The organism is Corynebacterium sp. LaCa_23 (assembly GCF_058182375.1).
Window position 1 is genome coordinate 946,618 of record NZ_CP190825.1, and the last position, 20,473, is coordinate 967,090.

Sequence of the window (20,473 nt, forward strand, 5' to 3'; positions counted from 1 at the left end):
AATGTTCGTTAACGTATTAATGATCCCCTCAAGTTGAAAAGTGCATAACGAAATAGGAGTAGGGCTTTGTCGTCTAATTCATCGCCCCGGCCCGATAACGGAACCACCAGTGGGCTGGAAAACGTTAATAATACGGAAGAAAGCCAAAAGCGCGTGCGCGGCGCCAAGCGCATCCTGCACGACATCATCTACCCGCACAATATTCACCCCGCCTTGGTCCCTGGCGTATCCATTGAGGACCAAAAGGTTAAATACAGCGTGGATAAGACCATCTTGAGCGTTGTCGGTGGGCTCGTCATCGCCTTCGTGGTGTGGGGAGTGCTCGCCCCCGAACAGGTTTTTAATACCTCCTCTACGGCCCTGGACTGGGTTATGCGCAACCTAGGCTGGATCTTTACGGCGCTGGCCACCTTCCTGATGTTCCTGCTGTTGATCCTGGCCTTTTCCAAGTACGGGAAAATCCCACTCGGCGTGGATGGCGAAAAGCCGGAGTTTTCCACGATCAGTTGGGCCGCCATGCTCTTTGGCGCGGGCATCGGCATCGGGCTTATTTTCTTCGGCCCCTACGAACCGCTTACGCATTATCTCTCGCCGCGCCCTGGTGCCTATGAGGCCGCCAGCGATGAAGCGGTGCTCGGCGCGCTGGCCCAATCGGCCATGCACTGGGGCCTTAATGCGTGGGCTATCTATGCCATCGTCGGGCTGTGCGTGGCCTACGTGTCCTTCCGCCGCGGGCGCGTACCCCTGATGAGCTCTATCTTGATGCCGCTTTTTGGCAACCGCTCCACCGATTCCACACCGGCGCGCATTATCGATGGCCTGGCTATCATCGCCACCCTCTTTGGTACCGCGGCTACTTTGGGCATTGGCGCGCTGCAGATCGGCCGCGGCGTGGAAATCGTCAGTGGCTGGTCCACCGCCGGCAATACCGCGGCGTTGGTCATCATCATTGTGCTGTCCATCGGCACCATCTTTTCCGCCGTGTCTGGTGTGGCTAAGGGCGTGCGGTGGCTATCCAATATCAACCTGGCATTGGCGCTAGGCATCGCCATCTTCTTCTTCGTCATCGGACCGACTGCCTTGCTGGCCAATATGATGCCCGCAGTCATCATCGAGTACCTCGATAACACCCCTGAAATGTTGTCCGCTAACATGGGCGAAGGCGAAGATATGGTCTCCTTCCTATCCTCGTGGACCACGTTCTACTGGGCGTGGTGGGTATCCTGGTCGCCGTTTGTCGGCGTATTCGTGGCCAAGATTTCCCGCGGTCGCACCATCCGCCAATTCGTCCTTGGCGTGCTGTTTATTCCTTCTGCCATCATCATCGCCGCATTCACCATCTTGGGCGGCACCACCATTTGGCTGCAGCGCCGCGATGGCGATATCGCCCCCGATGGCACCATCGATTCCATGCCGGCGGCCGAAGACATCTTCTTCAACGTCTTGGACCATTTCCCCGGATCCAATTGGATGGCCCCACTGGTCATCGTCATGCTCGTGGTATTTTTCATCACCACTGCGGACTCAGCCTCGCTGGTCAATTCCCAGCTCACCCAGCGCGGCAACCCACAGCCGAAGCCCTTGGTCACCGTCTTTTGGGTGATCTGCATGGCGGGCATCGCCGTGGTCATCCTCATGTCCGGCGGCAAAAACGCGCTGCAAGGCCTGCAAAACCTCATCACCATTACGGCGCTTCCCTTTGCCGTCATCATCGTGCTGATGTGCATTGCCCTGATTAGGGAACTGCGCCACGATCCGGCCTCCATCCGCCACTATTACGAGCACCAGGCCGTGTCCAATGCGGTCATCCACGGCGTGCGCGAATACGGCGATAGCTTTGCCTTGTCGATCGAGCCCACTGCGGGAGACTCCGATTACGCCACCGGCGGCGAATTTGATTCCACCGCCGCAGAGGTCACTGAGTGGTACGCGCGCACCGATGAGGAGGGCCATGCTATCGGTTACGACTACGAGGCTGGCCGCTACGTGGATGATGATCCTTCGGTGGCTAATGGCGAGTTCGTCTCTGGCTCGACCGATGACGATGCACAGACCCCGCCCGCTCATTAAGGCTCGATAATTTTAGTTAGGTACAGTCACAGACCATGACCTTGTCCACGTTCGCCTTCGCCTTTGGATTGGTGCTGCTCTCGGGCCTGTCCACCTCCATCGGCGGGGCGCTGGCGGTGGGAAAGCGCCAGCCAGGGCCCGCATTTATGGCCGCGGCCCTAAGCCCAGTGCGTAGGTCGCAGCCGGAAAGTGACCTTTAAAATGGAAAGACTCTTCACTTAAGAGAAGCATCCTATGAGATATCCTTCCTTACTGCAGAAGTTACATATCCTTTTGATTGGCTGATTTGAGGAGCCTAGTTAAGAACAAAACTAAGAAAATGCTTCCAAACACCACGACTGCGATGAACATCTGTTGAGCTTGCTCAAGTAGCCGTGTTGCCTCGTCCAATGCATCTCCTGTGTGGATATACATGAACGCATTGTGTACTGCGTTAAATCCTATAGCAAATGCGACGCAGGTAATTAATAGGGCCGACAGTTCGACAATCCCAAAAAAGATTTTCATTTTCCTAGCCTATGTGGTGGCACTGTTCCCGACGGAATCTATCAGCAATGAACAAACGTGCGCACTGCTGAGAACCCGATTTCACGTACACGTTGCGTGGTCCGGTATCTGCCACGACTCCGAAACCACAACCGGTATGCTTTTTACCTACAAAAGTGCGATGAATCTTCCCGCCGTTACGGTTTTGATAATCGACCCTCCAGTTGCAAATGGTCGAAGGGACTCGATATTGCACGCCCTCCGTCTCTATATAGTTTCCGGATCCGATTATTCTATGCTGCATTTCTCCTGTAGTGACTTTGTAATTGATCCCTTTGTAAGAGAAGCCAAAACCGTTAATGGATTGATATCCCGTGGCGCTGCGCGGCCGAATTTGGTTTTCTGAACTGCCGGTTTCCTGCGGGACGTAATTATATGCTGCCGGATCCACGTGTTGGACGTCCCCTCCTTCGATGATTTGAAAGGAGTGATCTTGTGTGGAGGTGCCTGTTGGTGCTTCGATAGCGTTGGCCACACCCGCTGGCGTAATTACGGCCATAGCAGCCGATACGGAAAGTGTTAAGAATCTATTAAGTATAATTAAAATATCGCATAGCTCCCTTAGTGATTACAACGGCATCTTGATGTGTTTTGTGCCACAAGAAAAATTATACGGAAGCCTATGTCAGCGGCTTGGACTCCGGAAGTGAGAATATCGAGGGGGTCAAACATGGAGTGATTCAGTATCATCCATGCAGTTTATGTAATCTTTAGTGCTGCGCTACCGAGGTGGCAGACGGCGAGCCGGTCGAGGCCCGGACCGCCATGACGATGCTGGCGATGACAAGTCCGAGGATGAGCCCGCACACCATGGACAGGCCGGTTTCGGCCAGCCAGCTCAGCGCGTCATTGTGGATATGTTCAGTGGCGGCCTCGATAAACCCGTGCGGCTGGTCTACCCCGAATTCGTGGAGGCCCGAGGTGACGATATGCCCGCCTACCCACAACATGGCGGCGGTGCCGATGATGCCGATGATGTCCAACACGATGGGCATGCCCTTGACCAAGGCATTGCCGAGAAGGGAGTTGCCATCGCGGCGCTGGGTTAAGGCTAGGCCGATGTCGTCCATCTTGACCAGCAGTCCCACGGCACCGTAGACGCCTAGGGTCAAGATTATGCCGACGGCGATGAGCGCGCCGAGGCGCAGCCAGAAGGGCTGATCGATGACCTCATTTAAGGAAATCACCATGATTTCAGCAGACAGGATGAGATCGGTGGTGATGGCGGATTTCACCAGGCTATCTTCGGCCTCGGGGCCCTTGTGCTGGACGGTATCGGTGGCATCGCTTGGGGAGGAGTGGAAGAAGGAGAGGATCTTTTCCGCGCCTTCGAAACACAAATAGGTACCGCCGCACATCAAGATGGGTGTCAGCGCCCACGGCGCGATCCAGGACAGGATCATCGCAATAGGCAAGATGATGACGAGCTTATTGATGAGCGAGCCCTTGGTGATGCGCCAGATCATCGGCAGCTCACGCTGCGGTTTGATGCCCTCGACGTATTGCGGGGTTACCGCGGCATCATCGACGACGACGCCGATGGCCTTCATGGAGGTCTTGCCGCCTAGGGCGGCCACATCGTCGACGCTGGAGGCGGCGGCGCGGGCGATTAAGGAGACATCGTCAAGCAGGGCGAAAAGGCCACCGGCCATGGCTTATCCTTCGGGGGCTAAAGTTACGTTGCCTGACCAGGACAAGTTTATGCCGTGGTGGGCAAGCCAGGCCATTGCATCGTCGCCGTGGCGGGTAATTCCCTCGACCGCGTTCAGGGTGGTATCGATGGCGAGCTCGGCGTCCTCGGCGGAAATGAGGCCCGCAGACGTCGCCGCGGAGAGCTCGTCGATGTCGAGGACGGTGATGGGCTCGCCGGTGGTGGTCACCAGGTCAACGTAGAGATCGCGGGTGGTCCACTCGTTGCCGTGGCGCTGGATTTCGGCGACGTCGATATAAAAGTCCTGCTCTACCTCAACGCCGGGGCGGAAGTGGAAGATATTCGCGCGCAGGTTGAGGCTTGGCAGGAGCCAGGATTCGAGGTAGCCAAAGCGCGGGTGATCGGCGCCGCGGGCCATGTACAGGCCGAACTCGGTTTCGGTGTAGGTATCGACTTGGCGGAGGTAACCTTTGGGATCGGTATTGGTAAAATCCGCGGTATTAAAGGTCTCGCGCTTGACTGGGTGGAGATCAACGGCCATTACTTCACCTCCAGGAAGGCGGCGGTGGGGGCGAAATCGCAGCGCGCCTCGGTGGTATTAACGGAGCCGGAAAGCAGCGCGATGACCAGGCCCTTGCCCGTGTGCGCGGTGCCGGAGAGCGTCGTGGGCCCATCCTGGTTGATGCCGTTATTGTGCAGCGGGGTAATGCCGCTTTGCAGGGTATTGATATTGAACCACTGCACATGCATGCCGCCTTGATCCGGTGCTGCCGGTGGGGTGCCCAGGGCGGTAAAGAGGAAGGCGGTCTCGCCCTCGCCGGCGCCCGGGGCGGGAATCTCTGTGGGTCCGGGGACCGCGATGGCAGAGCCGGTGGCGGCGTTGGTGCCGCCGATGCAGTGCGCGGAGACGGTGGGCCAGTAGAACTGCCGGAAGTGCGGGTTATCGCCTTGTGGTAAGGCGACGCCGCCATCGCCGTCGCCGTTGCCGGCAAAGAAGGCCAGGCCTGACAGGATTGCATTGCGGGCCTCTTCGGGGATCCACGGCTGTGCGGCAAAGGCGCGCACGCGGTCCTGGGTCTCCGGGGTGGGGCGGCCGAGCTCATCTAAGGGGCTGGCGGGCAAGTGCTGCTGGGCCAGCGAGGAGAGATCCGGGGCGAAGGCCTGCGCGGGCGCAACCAGGGGAGAGGCAAGGCCAATTAGTGCGGCGGTGGCAGCGGCGATATAGCCGGTGCGCCCGCTTAGGCGCCAAGAGGTTCGGGCGTGGCTCACGGTATCAGGTCCTTGTTATCTCGCGGAGGGAAAGCAATACAGCCCCATTAATCACATCAGTAACAATAATAACTCTAGTAACGATAGTGATCCGCTGGGAAGTGTCAAGTACTAGGTCGTTTCGAGCGCGCGAGACGTTACGGGGTGGCATAGGTCGCGTCTTGGCTCCCCGATGCTGCACTATGCCCTGTTAGGGGGTATCGTAGGACGTCGTTCAAGAACATTTCTCGCGCACCAGCGCTTGTAGATCCTCCGAAGGAGAACCCAACTAGTGAGTAATACCGAGTTCCGTAATGTTGCCATTGTCGCGCACGTTGACCATGGCAAGACCACGTTGGTCAACGGCATGCTGGAGCAGTCCGGTGCCTTTGGCGAACACGGTGAGCACACGGACCGCGTCATGGACTCCAACGATCAGGAGCGCGAGCGCGGCATTACCATTTTGGCCAAGAACACGGCCATCCGCCGCCAGGGTCTGGGCAAGGACGGCGCAGACCTCATCATCAACGTCATCGACACCCCGGGCCACGCCGACTTCGGCGGCGAGGTCGAGCGCGGCATTTCCATGGTGGACGGCGTCGTGCTGCTTGTCGATGCCTCTGAGGGCCCCCTCCCACAGACCCGCTTCGTCCTGACCAAGGCGCTAGAGGCCAAGCTGCCGGTTATCGTCTGCGTGAATAAGACCGACCGCCCCGATGCCCGCATCGACGAGGTTGTCACCGAGTCCCAGGACCTGCTGCTGGAAATCGCCGCCGGCCTCGAGGATGAGGAAGCCGCAGCCGCCGCCGAAGAACTGCTCGATCTCCCGGTCCTGTACGCCTCTGGCCGCGCCGGCGTTGCCTCCACCGAGAACCCGGGCGATGGCAACGTCCCCGATAGCGAGGACCTGCAGGCGCTTTTCGATGTCATCTACAACGTCCTGCCCGAGCCTTCCGCTACCGTCGATGCCCCGCTGCAGGCGCACGTGACCAACCTGGACGCCTCCGACTTCCTCGGCCGTATCGCGCTGCTGCGTATCTACGCCGGCCGCATCAAGAAGGGCCAGCAGGTGGCTTGGATCCACTACGACGATGAGGGCAACCAGCACACCAAGACCGTCAAGGTCGCCGAGCTGCTGCGCACCGTCGGCTTCGAGCGTCAGCCGGCCGAAGAGGCCATCGCCGGCGATATCGTCGCCATCTCTGGTATCTCCGATGTCATGATTGGTGACACCATCGCCGATCCAGAAAACCCCGAGGCCCTGCCACGCATCACCGTTGATGAGCCGGCCATCTCCATGACCATCGGCGTCAACACCTCGCCGATGGCAGGCCGCGGCGGCGGCACCAAGCTGACCGCCCGCATGGTCAAGGCCCGCCTGGAGCAGGAGCTTATCGGTAACGTCTCCCTGCGCGTGCTGCCCACCGAGCGCCCCGATACCTGGGAGGTTCAGGGCCGCGGCGAGATGGCTCTGTCCGTGCTCATCGAGTCCATGCGTCGCGAGGGCTTCGAGCTGACCATCGGTAAGCCGCAGGTTGTGACCCAGCAGATCGATGGCAAGACCTACGAGCCTTATGAGATCCTCACCATCGACTCCCCGTCGGAGCACCAGGGTGCCATCACCCAGCTGCTGGCCTCCCGCAAGGGCCAGATGCAGTCCATGGACGTGCGCGAGGGTGACTGGGTGCGCATGATCTTCCGCGTTCCCGCCCGCGGACTCATCGGTTTCCGCACCCAGTTCATGACCGAGACCCGCGGTGCCGGCATCGCCAACTCCATTTCCGATGGCCTCGATGTCTGGGCCGGCGAAATCAAGTCCCGCGCCACCGGCTCTTTGGTGGCTGACCGCACCGGCCAGATCACCCAGTACGCACTGATGCAGCTGGCTGACCGCGGCAACTTCTTCGTCGAGCCAGGCGCCGAGGCCTACGAAGGCATGGTGGTAGGTGCCAATAACCGCGATGAGGATATTGACATCAATATCACCAAGGAAAAGAAGCTGACCAATATGCGCTCTGCCACCGCAGACGCCACGGTCACCCTGGCCAAGGCCCACACGCTCTCGCTGGAGGAAGCGCTGGAATTTTGTGGCAACGACGAGTGCGTCGAGGTCGCCCCAGACGTGCTGCGCGTGCGCAAGCTGGAGCTTTCCGCCACCGACCGCAAGCGCGCCGCTTCCCGCGCTAAGCAGATGAAGAAGTAACCTGCCGGCCTAAGTAGTGCCTGCGGTTGATACCGCAACCGCCGCGATAATCGCCGTCGTCTCCTGCAAAATGGTTTTTACCGCAGAGGCGGCGGCATCGTCGTATTCCACCTGTTGTTTTAATTCTTTGATGCGGTTGCGCATCTCCCGGCGTTTCATTTCGGGCGCATCCTCCTTGAGTAGGGGATAGGCCCCATTAACCTCGCGCAGAATATCCAAGATAATCATGTCTTTGGTGCTTGGGTTTTGGGTGCCGTCAAGCACCGCGGCGAGCCTCTCGCGCACCTCATCTTCTAGCGCCGTATCCGTCATGATGTAACGGTCACCGCCCAGCTGCCACCACGCGGAATCCTCGATCTCCAATTGGCCGCGGTCCTGAAAATCCTGGGCAATCTTCTCGCGTGGGGAGAACCACCGCGCCTGCAGCAGCGTTTTGACCGAGCTGGTCCGGTGCTCGTGCAGGCTATCCCACGCCCACGCAAGCACCGGGTGCTCCGGCTTTTTATCCGTGGCGTGCACCTTATTCTTCGGCGCAATATATACCGCCTCGTGCAGGAGCAAATCGCTAAAAAGGCCGGCGCGCAGGGCGGTTTCATTATTGGATAGCACCTCCTTTTTACCGTTGTCCTTGGTAAGCAGGAGGAACATTTCTTGGCAGATAAGCATGGTGGGGAATCCCTTCAACAGTGATTTTGCTCGAGTTTAGCGCGCAGAATCTTCGTGTGGCGGGAAGAAGGTATTAAAGTAGTCCGCGATGAAAAATAGTCTCAAGGCCCGTGCACTTGCTGCCACTGCCGCCATCGGCCTCGCGTTTGTCAGCGGGTGCTCGGCCAATCCTGGCCCACCGCCGGTGGTAGAAGACTCGGACGAACAGGAATCTACTGCCCAGGAAACGGCATCAACGACGACCGCGACGGACGATGAGCCGCCGCGCGCGGAGGAAGGAAAGTCGCGGCCTACCATTTCCATCGGTGTCGATCCCCTGCGCGCCGGCCTCAACCCACACCTGGTGGCCAATAACTCCGCGCTCGTGGATCAAATCGCCGAGCTGGTCTTGCCGTCGACGTTCCACTGGGGACGCATGGATACAGACGTCCTAGAATCCGCCGTGGAGGTCACCGCGCCGGAGGGCGTAGCCCAGCGGGTGCGCTACGTCATCGCCACTCCCGCGCAGTGGTCCGATGGCACCCCGATTTCCGGGGCGGATTTCAACTACTTGTGGAAGAAGATGACCACCACCGCAGGCGTCAAGGACCCGGCGGGCTACCGCGCCATTTCTGCGGTGACCACCTCCGATGGCGGGCGCGTGGTCACGGTGGATTTTGCAGAGCGGGTTAAGGATTGGAAGCAGCTATTCAACCAGCTGCTTCCCTCGCACCTGCTGCAAAATTCCGATTTTGATTCGGCGCTGGCCAATGACATCCCAGCCTCCGCCGGCCGCTTCTCGGTCGATAGCGTGGACCGCAGCCGCGGGGTCATCACCCTCAACCGCAATGACCGCTTCTGGGGTGCCGATCCCGCCCACATCGACGTCGTCCAGCTGCGCGAGGTGCGCGATAGCACCCAGGCGCTCAATATGCTGCGCTCCGGCCAGATTGGCTTCGCGGACTTCACCCCGGATCAGACCTCGCAGGAAGCGCTCGGCTTGCTGGGGCACGTGAGCGACAAGACGGTTACCCGGCCGCGCCAGCTACGCTTGCACATGTCCACCGAGCAGGGTGCCCTGGAGGATGCTGCGGCGCGGCGCGGTCTGGCCTCGCTTATCGATACCGGGCAGGTCGCCCGGCTCGCCACCGGCCGCGCCTCCAACCTGAAGGCCGGGCATAACCCGGTCTCCGGGGAGGCGAACCTGACGGCCCTGCGCGAGCGCGCCAGCAAGAAACCCATCCGCTTTGCCGTTGATCCGACCAGCCCCACGGCTTTGGCTGCGGCGAATACGCTTTACGATATCCTCGAGGCCCACGGCATCCCTGCCGAGGTCACCACCGATAGGCTCACCACCATTACCTCTAAGCTGCTTCCTAAAGGCAAGGTGGATGCGGTCGTGACCTGGGAGGATATCACCTTAACCTCGCTGTCGGCCGCGAATATCTTCAACTGCGCCGAAGACGAACCGCTCGCAGGCGATCTCTCCGGGTTCTGCCCCGACAACGCTGCTGAGACGCGCATGGACATCCTTTCCGGAAAGATAAGCCCCTCCACCGCGCTGGGGCGAATCCGCGAGATCAACGCCCAGGACGTGTTATACGTCCCGCTCTTAGATGAAACGCGTGTGCACGCGCTGGGGGAGGGTATTGTAGGCCCCGGCCAAAGTATTGATGACTGGGATAAAGGTCTGGTCACCGCGCCGGTTTGGAGGATAGATGAGGACTAAGGACTTAGTGGGCTACCGCGTTGTAGCGGTACACGCACACCCCGATGATGAAACGCTTTTTACCGGCGGCACCCTTGCCACCCTGGCCGCGCGCGGGGCGCAGGTCACTGTCATCACCCTTACTCTTGGCGAGGACGGCGAGGTCATCGGCGCGCCCTATCAAGGTCTTGCCGAGCACCATCAGCTCGGTGGCTTCCGCGCCCGCGAATTGGCCTGCGCCCTCACTGCCTTAGGCGTAGAAGGCATACAGCTGGGTGGATTCGGCCACTTCCACGATTCCGGCATGGTGGGATCGCCCTCTCACGACAACCCCCGCGCGCTGGTCAATCGCCTGGATGAGGCGGCAGATTTGCTCCGCGCGGAATTAGAGGTGCTCCAGCCGCACGCCATCTTGACCTATGGGCCGGATGGCGGCTATAACCACCCGGACCACGTGGCGGTGCATAGGGTGGTGGAAAAGGCGGCATCGGCAAGCACGCGCATTTGGTGGGCGATCTTTGACCGCGCCGCCAATTACGCCGGCCTGGACACGCTCGACGCGCCCGCGGGCTGGCGCAAACCCGATGCCGCGTACCTGGATAATTTCACCACCGCCGGCGCGGATCTAGCCTTCGCGCTTGACGATGCCGCCCTGCACGCCAAACGCGCCGCCATGCGCGCCCACGCCACCCAAATCTGGCTGGCCGATGGCAGCACCTCCGCCACCAACCCCGAGGCCGCCGTGGCCGCCGTCCACGACCCCGCCGCGGTGCCAGGGGCCTACTGCCTGTCCAATAGATTGCTCATGCCGTTGCTGCGCGCCGAATACTTCCAACTCGGCAGGGGCGAGGGCGCAACCGACCTCCTAGGGGACCTGTAATGCGCACTGATTTTAGCCGCGGCGAGCAGGTTACCGGGCTTATCTGGCTCTCCCTCGGCGCCCTGCTATCGCTATTTCTGGAGGTCATTTACCTCACTGCCCGGATTCCGCTGGCTGATGGCGCGAGCATCGCGTTTCCCATCACCATCCTCATCGCCGCCGCATTCAACGTGGTGTTAACCCGCACCGCGCGGCTGTGGAGTGATAGTACTTACATCGCGGCCATCCCGCTCATCGTCTGGGGCCTGGGCTTTTTCGGGCTTATGCTGCTGGTTCCGATTACCGGCGATGTCATAGTGGGCAATAATATTCTCAGCTTGCTCCTGCTTTTGGCTGGGATTGGCGGCGGCGTTTGGCCTTTCCTAAAGCAGAAGTGACATACTATATTTCATCCCCCAACCCCATGAAATCAGGAAGATTCAAGGATTCTCCATGACTTATACAATCGCTCAACCTTGCGTTGATGTAATGGACCGCGGCTGTGTTGAGGAATGCCCCGTCGATTGCATTTACGAAGGCAAGCGCATGCTCTACATCCACCCAGATGAGTGCGTGGATTGCGGCGCCTGCGAGCCCGCATGCCCGGTAGAAGCCATCTTCTACGAGGACGACGTTCCCGATGAGTGGATCGATTACAACGATGCCAACGCAGCATTCTTCGATGACTTGGGCTCACCCGGTGGAGCGGCAGCCCTTGGCCCGCAAGATTTCGATGCGTCAATGGTAGCCGCGCTGCCCCCACAGAATCAGGAGTAATTCATGGCCCGCACACCGCTAGGACAATCGCTTCCGGATTTCCCCTGGAACTCGCTGGCTGGCGCCAAGAAGAAGGCCCAGGCGCACCCAGATGGAATCGTTGACCTTTCGGTGGGCAACCCCGTAGATCCGGTCGCCCCCGGCGTGCAGCTGGCGCTGTCCTCTGCCGCCGAGGCCCCCGGTTATCCGCAAACGCAGGGCACGCCCGAGCTGCGCGAAGCCATCGCCTCAGCCCTCCGCCGCCGCTACCACATGGACGTGGACCGCGTCCTGCCCGTGGTGGGCACGAAGGAGGCCATCGCGTGGCTGCCCACCCTGTTGGGCATGCGCGGCGAGACCGTCGCCTTCCCCTCGGTGGCCTATCCCACCTACGAGGTCGGCGCCCTCCTCGCTGGGGCCACGCCCCTGCGCGCTGACGAGGACTTTCAGGACGCCTCCCTGGTATTCATTAATTCCCCATCCAACCCTACTGGCCGAGTCGCTGGGGTAGAGGAGCTGCGCCGCATCGTGGCCTGGGCCCGCTCGACCGGCGCTATCATCGCCTCCGACGAGTGCTATATGGGCTTGGGCTGGAACGACGACAACCCGCCGGTATCCATCCTGGATTCCCGCGTGACCGACGGCGATAATACCGGGCTTATCGCCATGCATTCGCTGTCTAAGTCCGCGAATATGGCCTCCTACCGCGCCGGATTCTTCGCCGGCGATAATGACCTCATCGCGGAGCTCCTAGAGCTGCGCAAGCACGCCGGCCTCATCGTGCCAGGCCCGATTCAGGCGGCGATGGTTGCCGCGCTTGACGATGACCCCACCGAAGCCCTCCAACGCCAGCGCTACGCCGCGCGCCGCGCCGAATTGATGCAGGCGCTTATCAAGGCGGGCTTTACCATTGACCACTCGGACGCCGGCCTGTACCTCTGGGCCACCCGCAGCGAAGACTGCCGCGAGACCATCGACTGGTTGGCTTCACTCGGCATCCTCGCTGCCCCCGGTGATTTCTACGGTCCCTCGGGCGCACAACACGTGCGCATTGGCTTAAACGGCACCGATGAGCGGGTGCGCGCCGCCGTCGAACGCCTCGCCAGTGCCTAACTCGCCTCGCGCGTTTCGCCCGCCGACGCGGGAGGGGATTTCTCCCCGCAAGGTGGTCCTGCGCGATCGCGTTCCCATGGAAGGCGAGTACTGGGCCGCCCGCGCTGGGGACTCACCCTTTCCAGAGGGCACCCTCCTTCCCGCGGGTGCAAGCCTCCCGCGGCCCATTCCCGCGTGGTATCACCCCTCCGTCCCGCCGGAGGAGCCGATTCCCTTTGACTACTGCGTAGTCCACGCGGATGAAGACATCATTGTTGCCGATAAACCACACTTTCTTCCCACCACTACGAATGGCCGCTTGCAGCGCGAAACCCTGCAAACCCGCCTGCGCGTGGACTTCGGCGAAGACGATATCGTGCCGCTTCACCGCCTCGACCGCCTCACCGCAGGTCTTGTCATCTGCTCGCGCAATCCCGCGACCCGCGCGGCCTACCAGCGCATCTTCCTGGAGGGGAGGGCGGTGAAGAGGTATAGGGGCATCGTCAAGCAGCCGCTTTTCTGCGATGAGGAAATCAGGCTGCCGATGCACAAGCCGCGGGGCAGCAGGCAGGTGCTCGTGGCTGATAATGGCACGCCGACCTCGACGTATGTGCGCGCTGCGGGGCGGGAGGTGACCATGTGGCCGCGGACCGGGCATACGCACCAGCTGCGGGTGCTGCTGAACCACCGTGGGAGCCCGCTCATTGGCGATGACACCTATCCCACGCCGCGTCCGCTCGACCTCTACGATTTCTCGCGGCCGCTTTCCTTGCTGCACGAAACTATATCTTTTATAGATCCTTTATCACATTCGGAGCGTCAGTTTTTCAGTTCGCGGGGCTTAGGAACTACAATCAGGTAATTACTAACTTCCGGCAAGAAAGGCGGCCCATGGCAGACCTCAGCGTTGCGCGCTTTGCGTCCAATTTTGGGCAATTCCTTAAGTTCGGTCTTGTCGGCGGCTCGGGTACCGCGGTTAACCTCTTCGTGTATTTTCTCGCGCAGAAACTCTTTGGCGCGGCGGATATCTTTGCCGAGGATCCCTTCATGAACCTCTTCGGTTCTGCATTCCACATCCGCTGGTACCACGTCTTTGCCACCATCTCCTTCCTCGTGGCCAATACCTGGAACTACCAGCTCAACCGCATGTGGACCTTCCGTACCGTGTCCAAGGTGTCCTGGATTCGCGGTTTCTTCCCGTTCCTTTTGGCGGGAATCGGGGCGTTTATCGTCAGTCAGGTCATCCTGACGCTGCTCATGAACCCCAACTCGCCCGTGGGGCTGCCCACCGATGTCTTCGATAACTCCACCGGATTGCGCACCAAGTCCTATTGGGCGCAGGCCATTTCCATCGTCGTGGCGATGCCCATCAACTTCATCATCAACAAGCTCTGGACGTTCCGCTCCAAGCCCAATAAGCCCGTCGTCGTCGACGAGGTTGCGCCGGTTTAACTACCGGCCCTTCGCCGCCGGCCACGGCCCTGCCGCCCGCACAACCCCAGCCGCCCTTCGCGCTCACCAGCGTGGGGCGCTGGGGTCTTTTTGTACCCGCCGGTGAGCGGCAAGGGCGGGGAGGGGCATCGCCAAGCAAGTGTATGTGCGACACCTATCCCTTCGCGCTCACGCTGGGGTAGTTTTCATCGACGCCATGCCTGCTCGGTGAGCGGCAAAGGAGGCTGCGCCCTTCGCGCTCACCGCCAACGGTTGCCGGCGGTGAAACTTACTCCCGGTGAGCGGCAAGGGCGGGGAGGCGGGGCGCCGTTGTCGCTGGGGCCCCTTCGCGCCCACGGGGAGTAGTAAACGAACGCCACCCGCCGTCCGCGGTGAGCGCGAAGGGCGGGTGGTGGGGTGTGCCTGAAGGCGGGTGGTGGAGGTGAGGTACTAGTCCTCGAGGGTGGCGTCGAGGCGGGACTGATCGCGGCGGTTTTGCTTCCGTCGGAGTGTGGGGGAGAGGAGGACGGCCGTGATGGCACCTACGGTGGCGCCGATGAGGTAGGGGGCAGCGGGGGCATCGGAAAGCGTGAAGGTGTGGTAAGCGATGCCGGCGAAGCAGAGGAACATCGGGATGAGGTAGAGGGCGGTTAAGGTCCAATTGGAGCGGACCGTTGGGGTGGCGATGTGCCTGCACAGCCAGGCGGCGCTGAGGGACGTGCCGGCGATGGAGGGGACGATGGCGAGGAGTGCGAGGAGGCTGAGGCGGCCGGGGAGGGACCACGCGAGGATGGCGGCGACGATGAGCTCGAGGAATGTGATTGGGGTCAGGGTGATGGCGGAGGCCTTGGTGAGGATGTCGCGCTCGAACTCGTCGGTGGAGGCGCGCTTGATGTGGTTGAGGGATATGTTTGCGATGGCGTTAATCATGTTGTTCAGCTCCAAAGATTTCTTCGACTGTTTTGTTTAGTTCGTGGCAGATGTCCAATGCGAGGTGCACGGACGGGGAGTAGTTGCCGCGTTCGATATTTGCGATAGTTTGCCGGGAGACGCCGACGCGCTCTGCTAGTTCGCCTTGCGACCAATCGCGCCAGCGCCGCCACTTGCGGACCATGTTGGGTTGTCCGGCCAACTCATCACCTCTCTTGTCGTGTTTACATGACCTAATGTAAAGCAAACTTGACATTATGGCAAGGGCTAGACGCACAGATGCCAGCGCCAATATGGCTGGGTGGCGGACATGGGAAGCTGTGGCTTGCGGCCTTTGAGCAGGTCACGGGTGGCTTTGATAAGTAGAATGACTTGGTCAAGGTGGTGCGTGACGTCATCGGCAGTAAAGCGCAGGACCGTGTACCCGTGTGCGGTTGCGGCGTTCTGTTTGGAGCGGTCGGCCTGGAACGCGACGCTGTGGCTGTGGTAGGTCCAGCCGTCGATTTCCACGATGAGCTTGCCCATCAATAGGTCGAACCGGTACCCACACACCAGGGCGTTGTGAACAGGGAAAATGCCTTCTGCGCGCAGCGCGCGGCTGACTTTCCGCTCCGGCGGGCTATCCGCGCCGATGGCGGAGAGCCGGATCGTCTCCTTCAACGCACGTGGTGTCCGGCCCATTCGCTTGCGGTCCCGCTCCAGCCGGCCGGGCCCCTTCTCGCCGCGATAAAACTCCTCCAGCAGCGGGCCACAGGCCCTAGCAATCTTCCGCGCGGCCCACAGGGCTTGCACCACCGGAAGCCCTTTGACCAGGCTCGTTGCCTTGAGCCGGGAATGCGAGACGCGGAAATTCTTGCCCCGCAGCGTCCGCGGCCCCTCCGCTTCCAGTGGAAAGGTCAGCGGCCGGTCAAGGTGAATCTCCTGCGCGGTCTTCCCCGTAAAATGGATGCGGCTCAGCCCATGCACCAGCGCCTTCGCCACCGCCAACGGCGACCACTCGTCGGTATAAATCCCCCGGTGCACGCGGTACAGCTTGCCCGCGCGCACCCGCCGCCGAATCGCGTCCTTGCCCAGCCCCTGCTCGCGCAACTGCGCAGTCGTCCATGCCCCCATGGCTTCAACCTAAAGAAGCGGCCGCCTCCCCGTCCATACGGATTTCACCAGCCTGTGGATAACCGGCCCTTTTCGCGGTCCCGCGCGCCATTCGCGTCGCTGCCCTGTGGATAACTCCCTTTGCGCTCACGCCCACGCTTTTCGATGCCCATTTCTTCCTCCCCGTGACCGTGAGGGGCGGCCCCACACCCGTCGCGCTCACCGGGAGGTGAAAACGCCGTACCCCGCCCAGTGCTGGTGAGCGCGAAGGGCGGGGGCGGGGTAATGGGGCGTGAGGGCGGGGCGTCAGGTGATGAGGGTTGAGCGGCAGGCGCGGTGAGCTGGATGTGAGGTGGTGTAGGGCGTGAGGGTCGGAGGTGGGGAGTGGCTGCTAGGTCAGTGGGAGCGTGGAGGTCGGGTCGATGCCGCGAGCCTTGGAATTGAGCACACCCGCGATGGCGAGCACCGCGAACATGGCGGCGGCGGAGAGGAGTTGGGTGCGGGCGGTGGCATCGGTGAGCATGAGCACCGCGATGGCTGCGAAAAGGGCAAGGGCGAACCAAGTGAGGTAGGGAAAAGCCCACATGCGGATGGGGAGGGGATGCAGCGCCTCGAGTTGGCGGCGCAGGCGCAGCTGGCTGATGGCGATGAAGACCCACACGATGAGCAGGGAAGCGCCGGCGGCGTTGAGCATGAAGGTGAGCAACCAGCCGGTATCGGCGTAGTTGAGGACGACCATGAGCGCGGACAGTGCGACGGACAAGGCGATGGCGGTCGTGGGCACGCCTTCGGTATTGGTGGCGGCGAAGATGCGCGGGGCCTCGCCGCGGGAGGCGAGTGAGTGCATCATGCGGGAAGAGGCGAAGATTTGCGCGTTGAAGGCGGATAGCAGCGCGAGGACGATGATGACCTCCATGATACCGGCGGCGCCGGGGATGCCGGCGCGGTCGAGGACCATGGTAAAGGGCGATTCGGCGGCGGTGGAGGCGGCGTCCAGGCTGGAATAGGGAAGCAGGAACGTGATGACGAGGACGGAGCCCAGGTAGAACACGGAGATGCGCAGGATGGTGGAGCGCACGGCGTTGACCAGGGACTTTTCGGGATCCTCGGATTCGGCGGAGGCGATGGCGACGACCTCAATGCCGCCGAAGGCAAAGGCTACGGCGAGCAGGCCGGCGGCGACGCCGCCGAGGCCGTTGGGCATGAAGCCATCGGCAAGGAAGACGGATGTGCCCACGAAGGTGTGGCCGGGCAGGAGGCCGAAGATGAGGAGGACGCCGATGATGAGGAAGGCGATGATGACGACGACCTTGATGAGCGCGAACCAGTACTCGAACTCGCCGAAGGTGCGCACGCGCAGCAAGTTGACGAGGCCGAAGACGGCGACGCAGATGGCGGCGGGGATCCAGGGCGGGACGTCGAACCACGAGCCGATGAAGCCCGCGGCGCCGGTGATTTCGGCGCCGAGGACGGCGACGGTGGCGCACCAGTAGATCCACCCTTGGGTAAAGCCCGCCCAGCGGCCGATGCCGTGCTCGGCGTATTCGGAAAAGGAGCCGGAGGCGGGAATGACCGTTCCCATCTCTCCGAGCATTTGCATCACGAGGATGGCGAGGAAGCCGGCGATCGCGTAGGCGATGATCACCGCTGGGCCGGCGGCGGAAATACCGACGCCCGTGCCAAGGAAGAGACCGGCGCCAATGGTGGAGCCAAGCCCCATCATGGTCAGGTGGCGGACCTTCAGGCCAGAACCAAGGGTAGAAGAGTTATCAGACACTTCTCCATGGTATTTCTCGCCCGCAGGGCGCCGGAATTGGGGTGGTGTTAATTCTTGTGGAGGTCCTCGTTCAGAGCGACGGCCTCAGCATTCCACTCCACGGCCTCGACGGCACCGGAGACGGAATTGCGGCGCAGCAGCAGTCCAGAGGCGCCAGAAAGCTGGGAGCCCTTGACGGCCTCGCCATTGCCGACGCCCAAGGCCTCAGCCACCTTGCCAAAGACGGCGACCTTGGTGCCGGCGGTGACGTAGAGGCCGGCTTCGACAACGGCGTCATCGCCAAGCGAAATGCCAATACCCGAGTTAGCGCCGAGTAGGCAGCGCTCGCCGATGGAAATAACTTCCTTGCCGCCGCCGGACAGGGTGCCCATGATGGAGGCGCCGCCGCCGATATCGGAGCCATCGCCCACGACGACGCCCGCGGAAATGCGGCCTTCCACCATGGAAGCGCCCAGGGTACCGGCGTTGAAGTTGACGAAGCCCTCGTGCATGACCGTGGTGCCCTCTGCCAGGTGGGCGCCCAAGCGAACGCGATCGGCGTCACCGATGCGCACGCCGGAGGGGACAACGTAGTCCACCATGCGGGGGAACTTATCCACGGAGTAGACCACGACGGGGCCGCGGGAGGCGAGGCGGCCGCGCACCATCTGGAAATCGGAGACGGCGCAGGGGCCGTAGTTGGTCCACACCACGTTATTGAGGTGGCGGAAGATGCCGTCCATGTTGAGGCCGTGCGGCTTTACCTCGCGGTGGGAGAGCAGGTGGAGGCGCAGGTAGGCGTCGTAGGTATCGGTGGGGGCCTCGTCGAGGTCAGCGATGGAGGTTTCCACCGCCACGCGGGCCACGCCCCGCTCCTCATCGGGGCCGACGAGGGCGGAGAACTGCTGCGGAGTCTCCTCCAAACGCGTCGTGCCGGTGGTCTCTACTTGCTTATCGGTATGAACTGCTGGGAACCAAACGTCCAAGACGGTGCCGTCGTGGGTAATGGTTGCCAGGCCACGTGCGGATGCAGAAGTCATGGTGGCTAGCTTAGCAATTACTGCCGTACTTGTTCGCGCTTGCCCGCGGGAACCACGAAGGACAAGGCGACGAGCGCGGCAAAGAGGATGATGACGGCGATGACTTGGTTGCGGGCGGAGGGATCAAAGAGCATGAAGATGGTCAGCGCGGCCAGCGCGGTGGCGGTCGCCCACGGAAGCCAGGGGTAGCCGGGCACGCGGATGTCCGTGAGCTCGCCGTTCGCCTTCAACTGTGGGTGCAGCTTGAGGAAGGAGGCGACGATAAACGCCCAGACCACCAAGAGGCAGCCGCCGACGGCGTTGAAGAGGAAGGCCAGCAGTCCCGGTGGGTTCCAGAATTGGAGGCCCACCGAGGCGAAGGCGAAGATCATGGACAAGATGACGGCGTTGATGGGGGAGCCGGAGTGGTTGGTCTTGAGGAAGAACTTGGGCGCGCAGTGGTCCTTGGCCATATCAAAGACTAGGCGGGAGGTGGCGTAAATCTGCGCGTTGAAGGCAGACAGGAGGGCCAGCGCGATGATGGCCTCCATGAAGCCTGCGGCGAAAGGAATCTTGGCGGCCTCGAGCACCAGGGTAAACGGCGAATCGGCGGCGGCATCGGCGTCTTGGATCTGGCTAAACGGCAGGGCCATGGTGATAACCACGATGGAGCCGATGTAGAAGATCATGATGCGCACGATGATGGCGCGCACTGCGGTAGCCACGTTGCGGGCGGGGTCCTCGGACTCGGCGGCGGCGATGGTGACCAGCTCGATGCCGCCGAAGGCGAAGGCCACGGCGAGCAGGCCCGCGGCGAAGCCCGGCATGCCATTGGGTAGGAAGTTATCGGTGAAGTTGGTTCCAGCGCGGGAGAGATCCATGCCGGGCAGGATGCCCAGTGCCATGAGGATGCCGATGACGAGGAAGGCGATGATGACGGCGACCTTGATGATGGCAAACCAGAACTCGAATTCACCGAAACCGCGCACTGCGGCGAAATTCACTATGGCGAAGAAGGCCACCGCGATGAGCGCGGGAATCCACGGGGCGATATCGAACCAGCTGCCGATAATCGCGGCGGCGCCGGTGATTTCGGCGCCCATGACCATGATGAGCATGAACCAGTAGATCCAGCCCATCGTAAAGCGCGCCCAGTGGCCGAAGGCCTGGCCGGCGTAGGTGGAAAAAGAACCCAGGGAAGGGCGGGCCGCGGCGATTTCCCCGAGCATCCACATGATGAGCGCGATGAGGACGCCGGCGACGGCATAAGAAATGAGCACCGAGGTGCCGGAGATTTGGATTCCCAATCCGACGCCCAAGAAGAGACCGGCACCCACCGCGGAGCCAAGGCCCATCATGGTGAGGTGTCGCGATTTCAATTGTGTGGCTTCGGCCATAATTACCACCTTGTGAGAGGTTATTTTTTACAGTGAAGTGAACATTACACAATGCAACGGACCCAGCGGG

Annotated in this window: 21 protein-coding genes and 1 pseudogene; 10 read left to right on the top strand and 12 right to left on the bottom strand. The window is 61.5% G+C overall.

From position 1 onward, the window contains the following. The first annotated feature begins 153 nt into the window (after nt 1-153). Together ACP8IT_RS04685 and ACP8IT_RS04690 are read left to right on the top strand one after the other, a co-directional pair. On the top strand, nt 154-2,070 hold the full coding sequence (locus ACP8IT_RS04685; protein ID WP_431604549.1) for a BCCT family transporter: 1,917 nt from the start codon (nt 154-156) through the stop codon (nt 2,068-2,070). A 35-nt stretch (nt 2,071-2,105) separates the two neighbouring features. Next, nucleotides 2,106-2,231 (top strand): annotated as a pseudogene (locus tag ACP8IT_RS04690) (zinc transporter ZupT); the annotation flags it as partial. A 100-nt stretch (nt 2,232-2,331) separates the two neighbouring features. Here ACP8IT_RS04690 and ACP8IT_RS04695 read toward each other — a convergent pair. The 5 genes from ACP8IT_RS04695 to ACP8IT_RS04715 form a co-directional block, all read right to left on the bottom strand. Next, nucleotides 2,332-2,577, bottom strand: a complete 246-nt coding sequence (locus ACP8IT_RS04695) for a hypothetical protein (RefSeq protein WP_490290493.1) — start codon at nt 2,575-2,577, stop codon at nt 2,332-2,334. Between the two features lie 4 nt (nt 2,578-2,581). Further along, nucleotides 2,582-3,091: a hypothetical protein gene (locus ACP8IT_RS04700; RefSeq protein ID WP_490290494.1), complete on the bottom strand. Its 510-nt coding sequence runs from the start codon at nt 3,089-3,091 to the stop codon at nt 2,582-2,584. Between the two features lie 235 nt (nt 3,092-3,326). Continuing rightward, the gene (locus ACP8IT_RS04705; protein ID WP_490290495.1) at nt 3,327-4,268 is read right to left on the bottom strand and encodes a DUF808 domain-containing protein; all 942 of its coding nucleotides are present in this window, start codon (nt 4,266-4,268) and stop codon (nt 3,327-3,329) included. Between the two features lie 3 nt (nt 4,269-4,271). Next, a complete protein-coding gene (locus tag ACP8IT_RS04710) occupies nt 4,272-4,808 on the bottom strand; it encodes a ribonuclease FAU-1 family protein (RefSeq protein ID WP_023017718.1) in 537 nt (178 codons plus the stop codon). Continuing rightward, entirely contained in the window at nt 4,808-5,536 is a 729-nt protein-coding gene (locus ACP8IT_RS04715; protein WP_023017719.1) for an Rv1157c family protein, read from the bottom strand. The genes ACP8IT_RS04710 and ACP8IT_RS04715 overlap by 1 nt, the downstream gene beginning before the upstream one ends. 271 nt (nt 5,537-5,807) lie before the next feature. Between ACP8IT_RS04715 and typA the strand changes: the two genes are divergently transcribed. Further along, nucleotides 5,808-7,718, top strand: coding sequence for a translational GTPase TypA (typA, locus tag ACP8IT_RS04720; protein WP_005280085.1), 1,911 nt, complete (start codon nt 5,808-5,810; stop codon nt 7,716-7,718). 9 nt (nt 7,719-7,727) lie between these two features. Here typA and ACP8IT_RS04725 read toward each other — a convergent pair whose 3' ends face one another. Further along, on the bottom strand, nt 7,728-8,384 hold the full coding sequence (locus tag ACP8IT_RS04725) for a GOLPH3/VPS74 family protein (RefSeq protein ID WP_284624250.1): 657 nt from the start codon (nt 8,382-8,384) through the stop codon (nt 7,728-7,730). 88 nt (nt 8,385-8,472) lie between these two features. Between ACP8IT_RS04725 and ACP8IT_RS04730 the strand changes: the two genes are divergently transcribed. The 7 genes from ACP8IT_RS04730 to ACP8IT_RS04760 are packed head-to-tail and all read left to right on the top strand — an operon-like array spanning nt 8,473 to nt 14,230. Continuing rightward, on the top strand, nt 8,473-10,092 hold the full coding sequence (locus ACP8IT_RS04730) for an ABC transporter family substrate-binding protein (protein ID WP_284631212.1): 1,620 nt from the start codon (nt 8,473-8,475) through the stop codon (nt 10,090-10,092). Next, entirely contained in the window at nt 10,082-10,951 is an 870-nt protein-coding gene (locus ACP8IT_RS04735) for a PIG-L family deacetylase (RefSeq protein ID WP_284624252.1), read from the top strand. The genes ACP8IT_RS04730 and ACP8IT_RS04735 overlap by 11 nt, the downstream gene beginning before the upstream one ends. Next, a complete protein-coding gene (locus ACP8IT_RS04740; protein ID WP_005280091.1) occupies nt 10,951-11,328 on the top strand; it encodes a hypothetical protein in 378 nt (125 codons plus the stop codon). The genes ACP8IT_RS04735 and ACP8IT_RS04740 overlap by 1 nt, the downstream gene beginning before the upstream one ends. 55 nt (nt 11,329-11,383) lie before the next feature. After that, nucleotides 11,384-11,707, top strand: a complete 324-nt coding sequence (gene fdxA / locus ACP8IT_RS04745) for a ferredoxin (protein WP_023017724.1) — start codon at nt 11,384-11,386, stop codon at nt 11,705-11,707. Nucleotides 11,708-11,710: 3 nt separating this feature from the next. Then, a complete protein-coding gene (dapC, locus tag ACP8IT_RS04750; protein ID WP_284611081.1) occupies nt 11,711-12,799 on the top strand; it encodes a succinyldiaminopimelate transaminase in 1,089 nt (362 codons plus the stop codon). Nucleotides 12,800-12,851: 52 nt separating this feature from the next. Then, nucleotides 12,852-13,640 carry a pseudouridine synthase gene (locus ACP8IT_RS04755; RefSeq protein ID WP_490290591.1) on the top strand — a complete coding sequence of 263 codons (789 nt, stop codon included), beginning with the start codon at nt 12,852-12,854 and terminating at the stop codon, nt 13,638-13,640. 29 nt (nt 13,641-13,669) lie between these two features. After that, a complete protein-coding gene (locus ACP8IT_RS04760) occupies nt 13,670-14,230 on the top strand; it encodes a GtrA family protein (protein WP_005280100.1) in 561 nt (186 codons plus the stop codon). A 429-nt stretch (nt 14,231-14,659) separates the two neighbouring features. Here ACP8IT_RS04760 and ACP8IT_RS04765 read toward each other — a convergent pair whose 3' ends face one another. The 6 genes from ACP8IT_RS04765 to ACP8IT_RS04790 all read right to left on the bottom strand — a co-directional run bounded on the left by ACP8IT_RS04765 (nt 14,660) and on the right by ACP8IT_RS04790 (nt 20,403). After that, entirely contained in the window at nt 14,660-15,139 is a 480-nt protein-coding gene (locus ACP8IT_RS04765; RefSeq protein WP_490290496.1) for a transcriptional regulator, read from the bottom strand. Further along, nucleotides 15,132-15,341, bottom strand: coding sequence for a helix-turn-helix transcriptional regulator (locus ACP8IT_RS04770; protein WP_490290497.1), 210 nt, complete (start codon nt 15,339-15,341; stop codon nt 15,132-15,134). Before ACP8IT_RS04770 ends, ACP8IT_RS04765 begins: the two co-directional genes overlap by 8 nt. Before the next feature lie 65 nt (nt 15,342-15,406). Next, nucleotides 15,407-16,252, bottom strand: a complete 846-nt coding sequence (locus ACP8IT_RS04775; protein WP_490290498.1) for a DUF559 domain-containing protein — start codon at nt 16,250-16,252, stop codon at nt 15,407-15,409. A gap of 370 nt (nt 16,253-16,622) precedes the next feature. Continuing rightward, entirely contained in the window at nt 16,623-17,954 is a 1,332-nt protein-coding gene (locus ACP8IT_RS04780; RefSeq protein WP_490290592.1) for an amino acid permease, read from the bottom strand. A 101-nt stretch (nt 17,955-18,055) separates the two neighbouring features. Further along, complete coding sequence (gene dapD / locus ACP8IT_RS04785; protein ID WP_005280105.1) at nt 18,056-19,027, bottom strand: 2,3,4,5-tetrahydropyridine-2,6-dicarboxylate N-succinyltransferase; 972 nt, start codon at nt 19,025-19,027, stop codon at nt 18,056-18,058. A 17-nt stretch (nt 19,028-19,044) separates the two neighbouring features. Beyond that, the gene (locus ACP8IT_RS04790; RefSeq protein ID WP_490290499.1) at nt 19,045-20,403 is read right to left on the bottom strand and encodes an amino acid permease; all 1,359 of its coding nucleotides are present in this window, start codon (nt 20,401-20,403) and stop codon (nt 19,045-19,047) included. Nucleotides 20,404-20,473 lie beyond the last annotated feature (70 nt).

Excerpts from the sequence above, each read along its gene's own strand:
- ACP8IT_RS04705 (WP_490290495.1), bottom strand. The coding sequence starts at position 4,268 with ATGGCCGGTGGCCTTTTCGCCCTGCTTGACGATGTCTCCTTAATCGCC.
- ACP8IT_RS04730 (WP_284631212.1), top strand. The coding sequence starts at position 8,473 with ATGAAAAATAGTCTCAAGGCCCGTGCACTTGCTGCCACTGCCGCCATC.
- ACP8IT_RS04735 (WP_284624252.1), top strand. The coding sequence starts at position 10,082 with ATGAGGACTAAGGACTTAGTGGGCTACCGCGTTGTAGCGGTACACGCA.
- ACP8IT_RS04725 (WP_284624250.1), bottom strand. The coding sequence starts at position 8,384 with ATGCTTATCTGCCAAGAAATGTTCCTCCTGCTTACCAAGGACAACGGT.
- ACP8IT_RS04790 (WP_490290499.1), bottom strand. The coding sequence starts at position 20,403 with ATGGCCGAAGCCACACAATTGAAATCGCGACACCTCACCATGATGGGC.
- ACP8IT_RS04760 (WP_005280100.1), top strand. The coding sequence starts at position 13,670 with ATGGCAGACCTCAGCGTTGCGCGCTTTGCGTCCAATTTTGGGCAATTC.
- ACP8IT_RS04775 (WP_490290498.1), bottom strand. The coding sequence starts at position 16,252 with ATGGGGGCATGGACGACTGCGCAGTTGCGCGAGCAGGGGCTGGGCAAG.
- fdxA (WP_023017724.1), top strand. The coding sequence starts at position 11,384 with ATGACTTATACAATCGCTCAACCTTGCGTTGATGTAATGGACCGCGGC.
- ACP8IT_RS04695 (WP_490290493.1), bottom strand. The coding sequence starts at position 2,577 with ATGAAAATCTTTTTTGGGATTGTCGAACTGTCGGCCCTATTAATTACC.
- dapC (WP_284611081.1), top strand. The coding sequence starts at position 11,711 with ATGGCCCGCACACCGCTAGGACAATCGCTTCCGGATTTCCCCTGGAAC.
- dapD (WP_005280105.1), bottom strand. The coding sequence starts at position 19,027 with ATGACTTCTGCATCCGCACGTGGCCTGGCAACCATTACCCACGACGGC.
- ACP8IT_RS04740 (WP_005280091.1), top strand. The coding sequence starts at position 10,951 with ATGCGCACTGATTTTAGCCGCGGCGAGCAGGTTACCGGGCTTATCTGG.
- ACP8IT_RS04780 (WP_490290592.1), bottom strand. The coding sequence starts at position 17,954 with ATGATGGGGCTTGGCTCCACCATTGGCGCCGGTCTCTTCCTTGGCACG.
- ACP8IT_RS04765 (WP_490290496.1), bottom strand. The coding sequence starts at position 15,139 with ATGATTAACGCCATCGCAAACATATCCCTCAACCACATCAAGCGCGCC.
- ACP8IT_RS04710 (WP_023017718.1), bottom strand. The coding sequence starts at position 4,808 with ATGGCCGTTGATCTCCACCCAGTCAAGCGCGAGACCTTTAATACCGCG.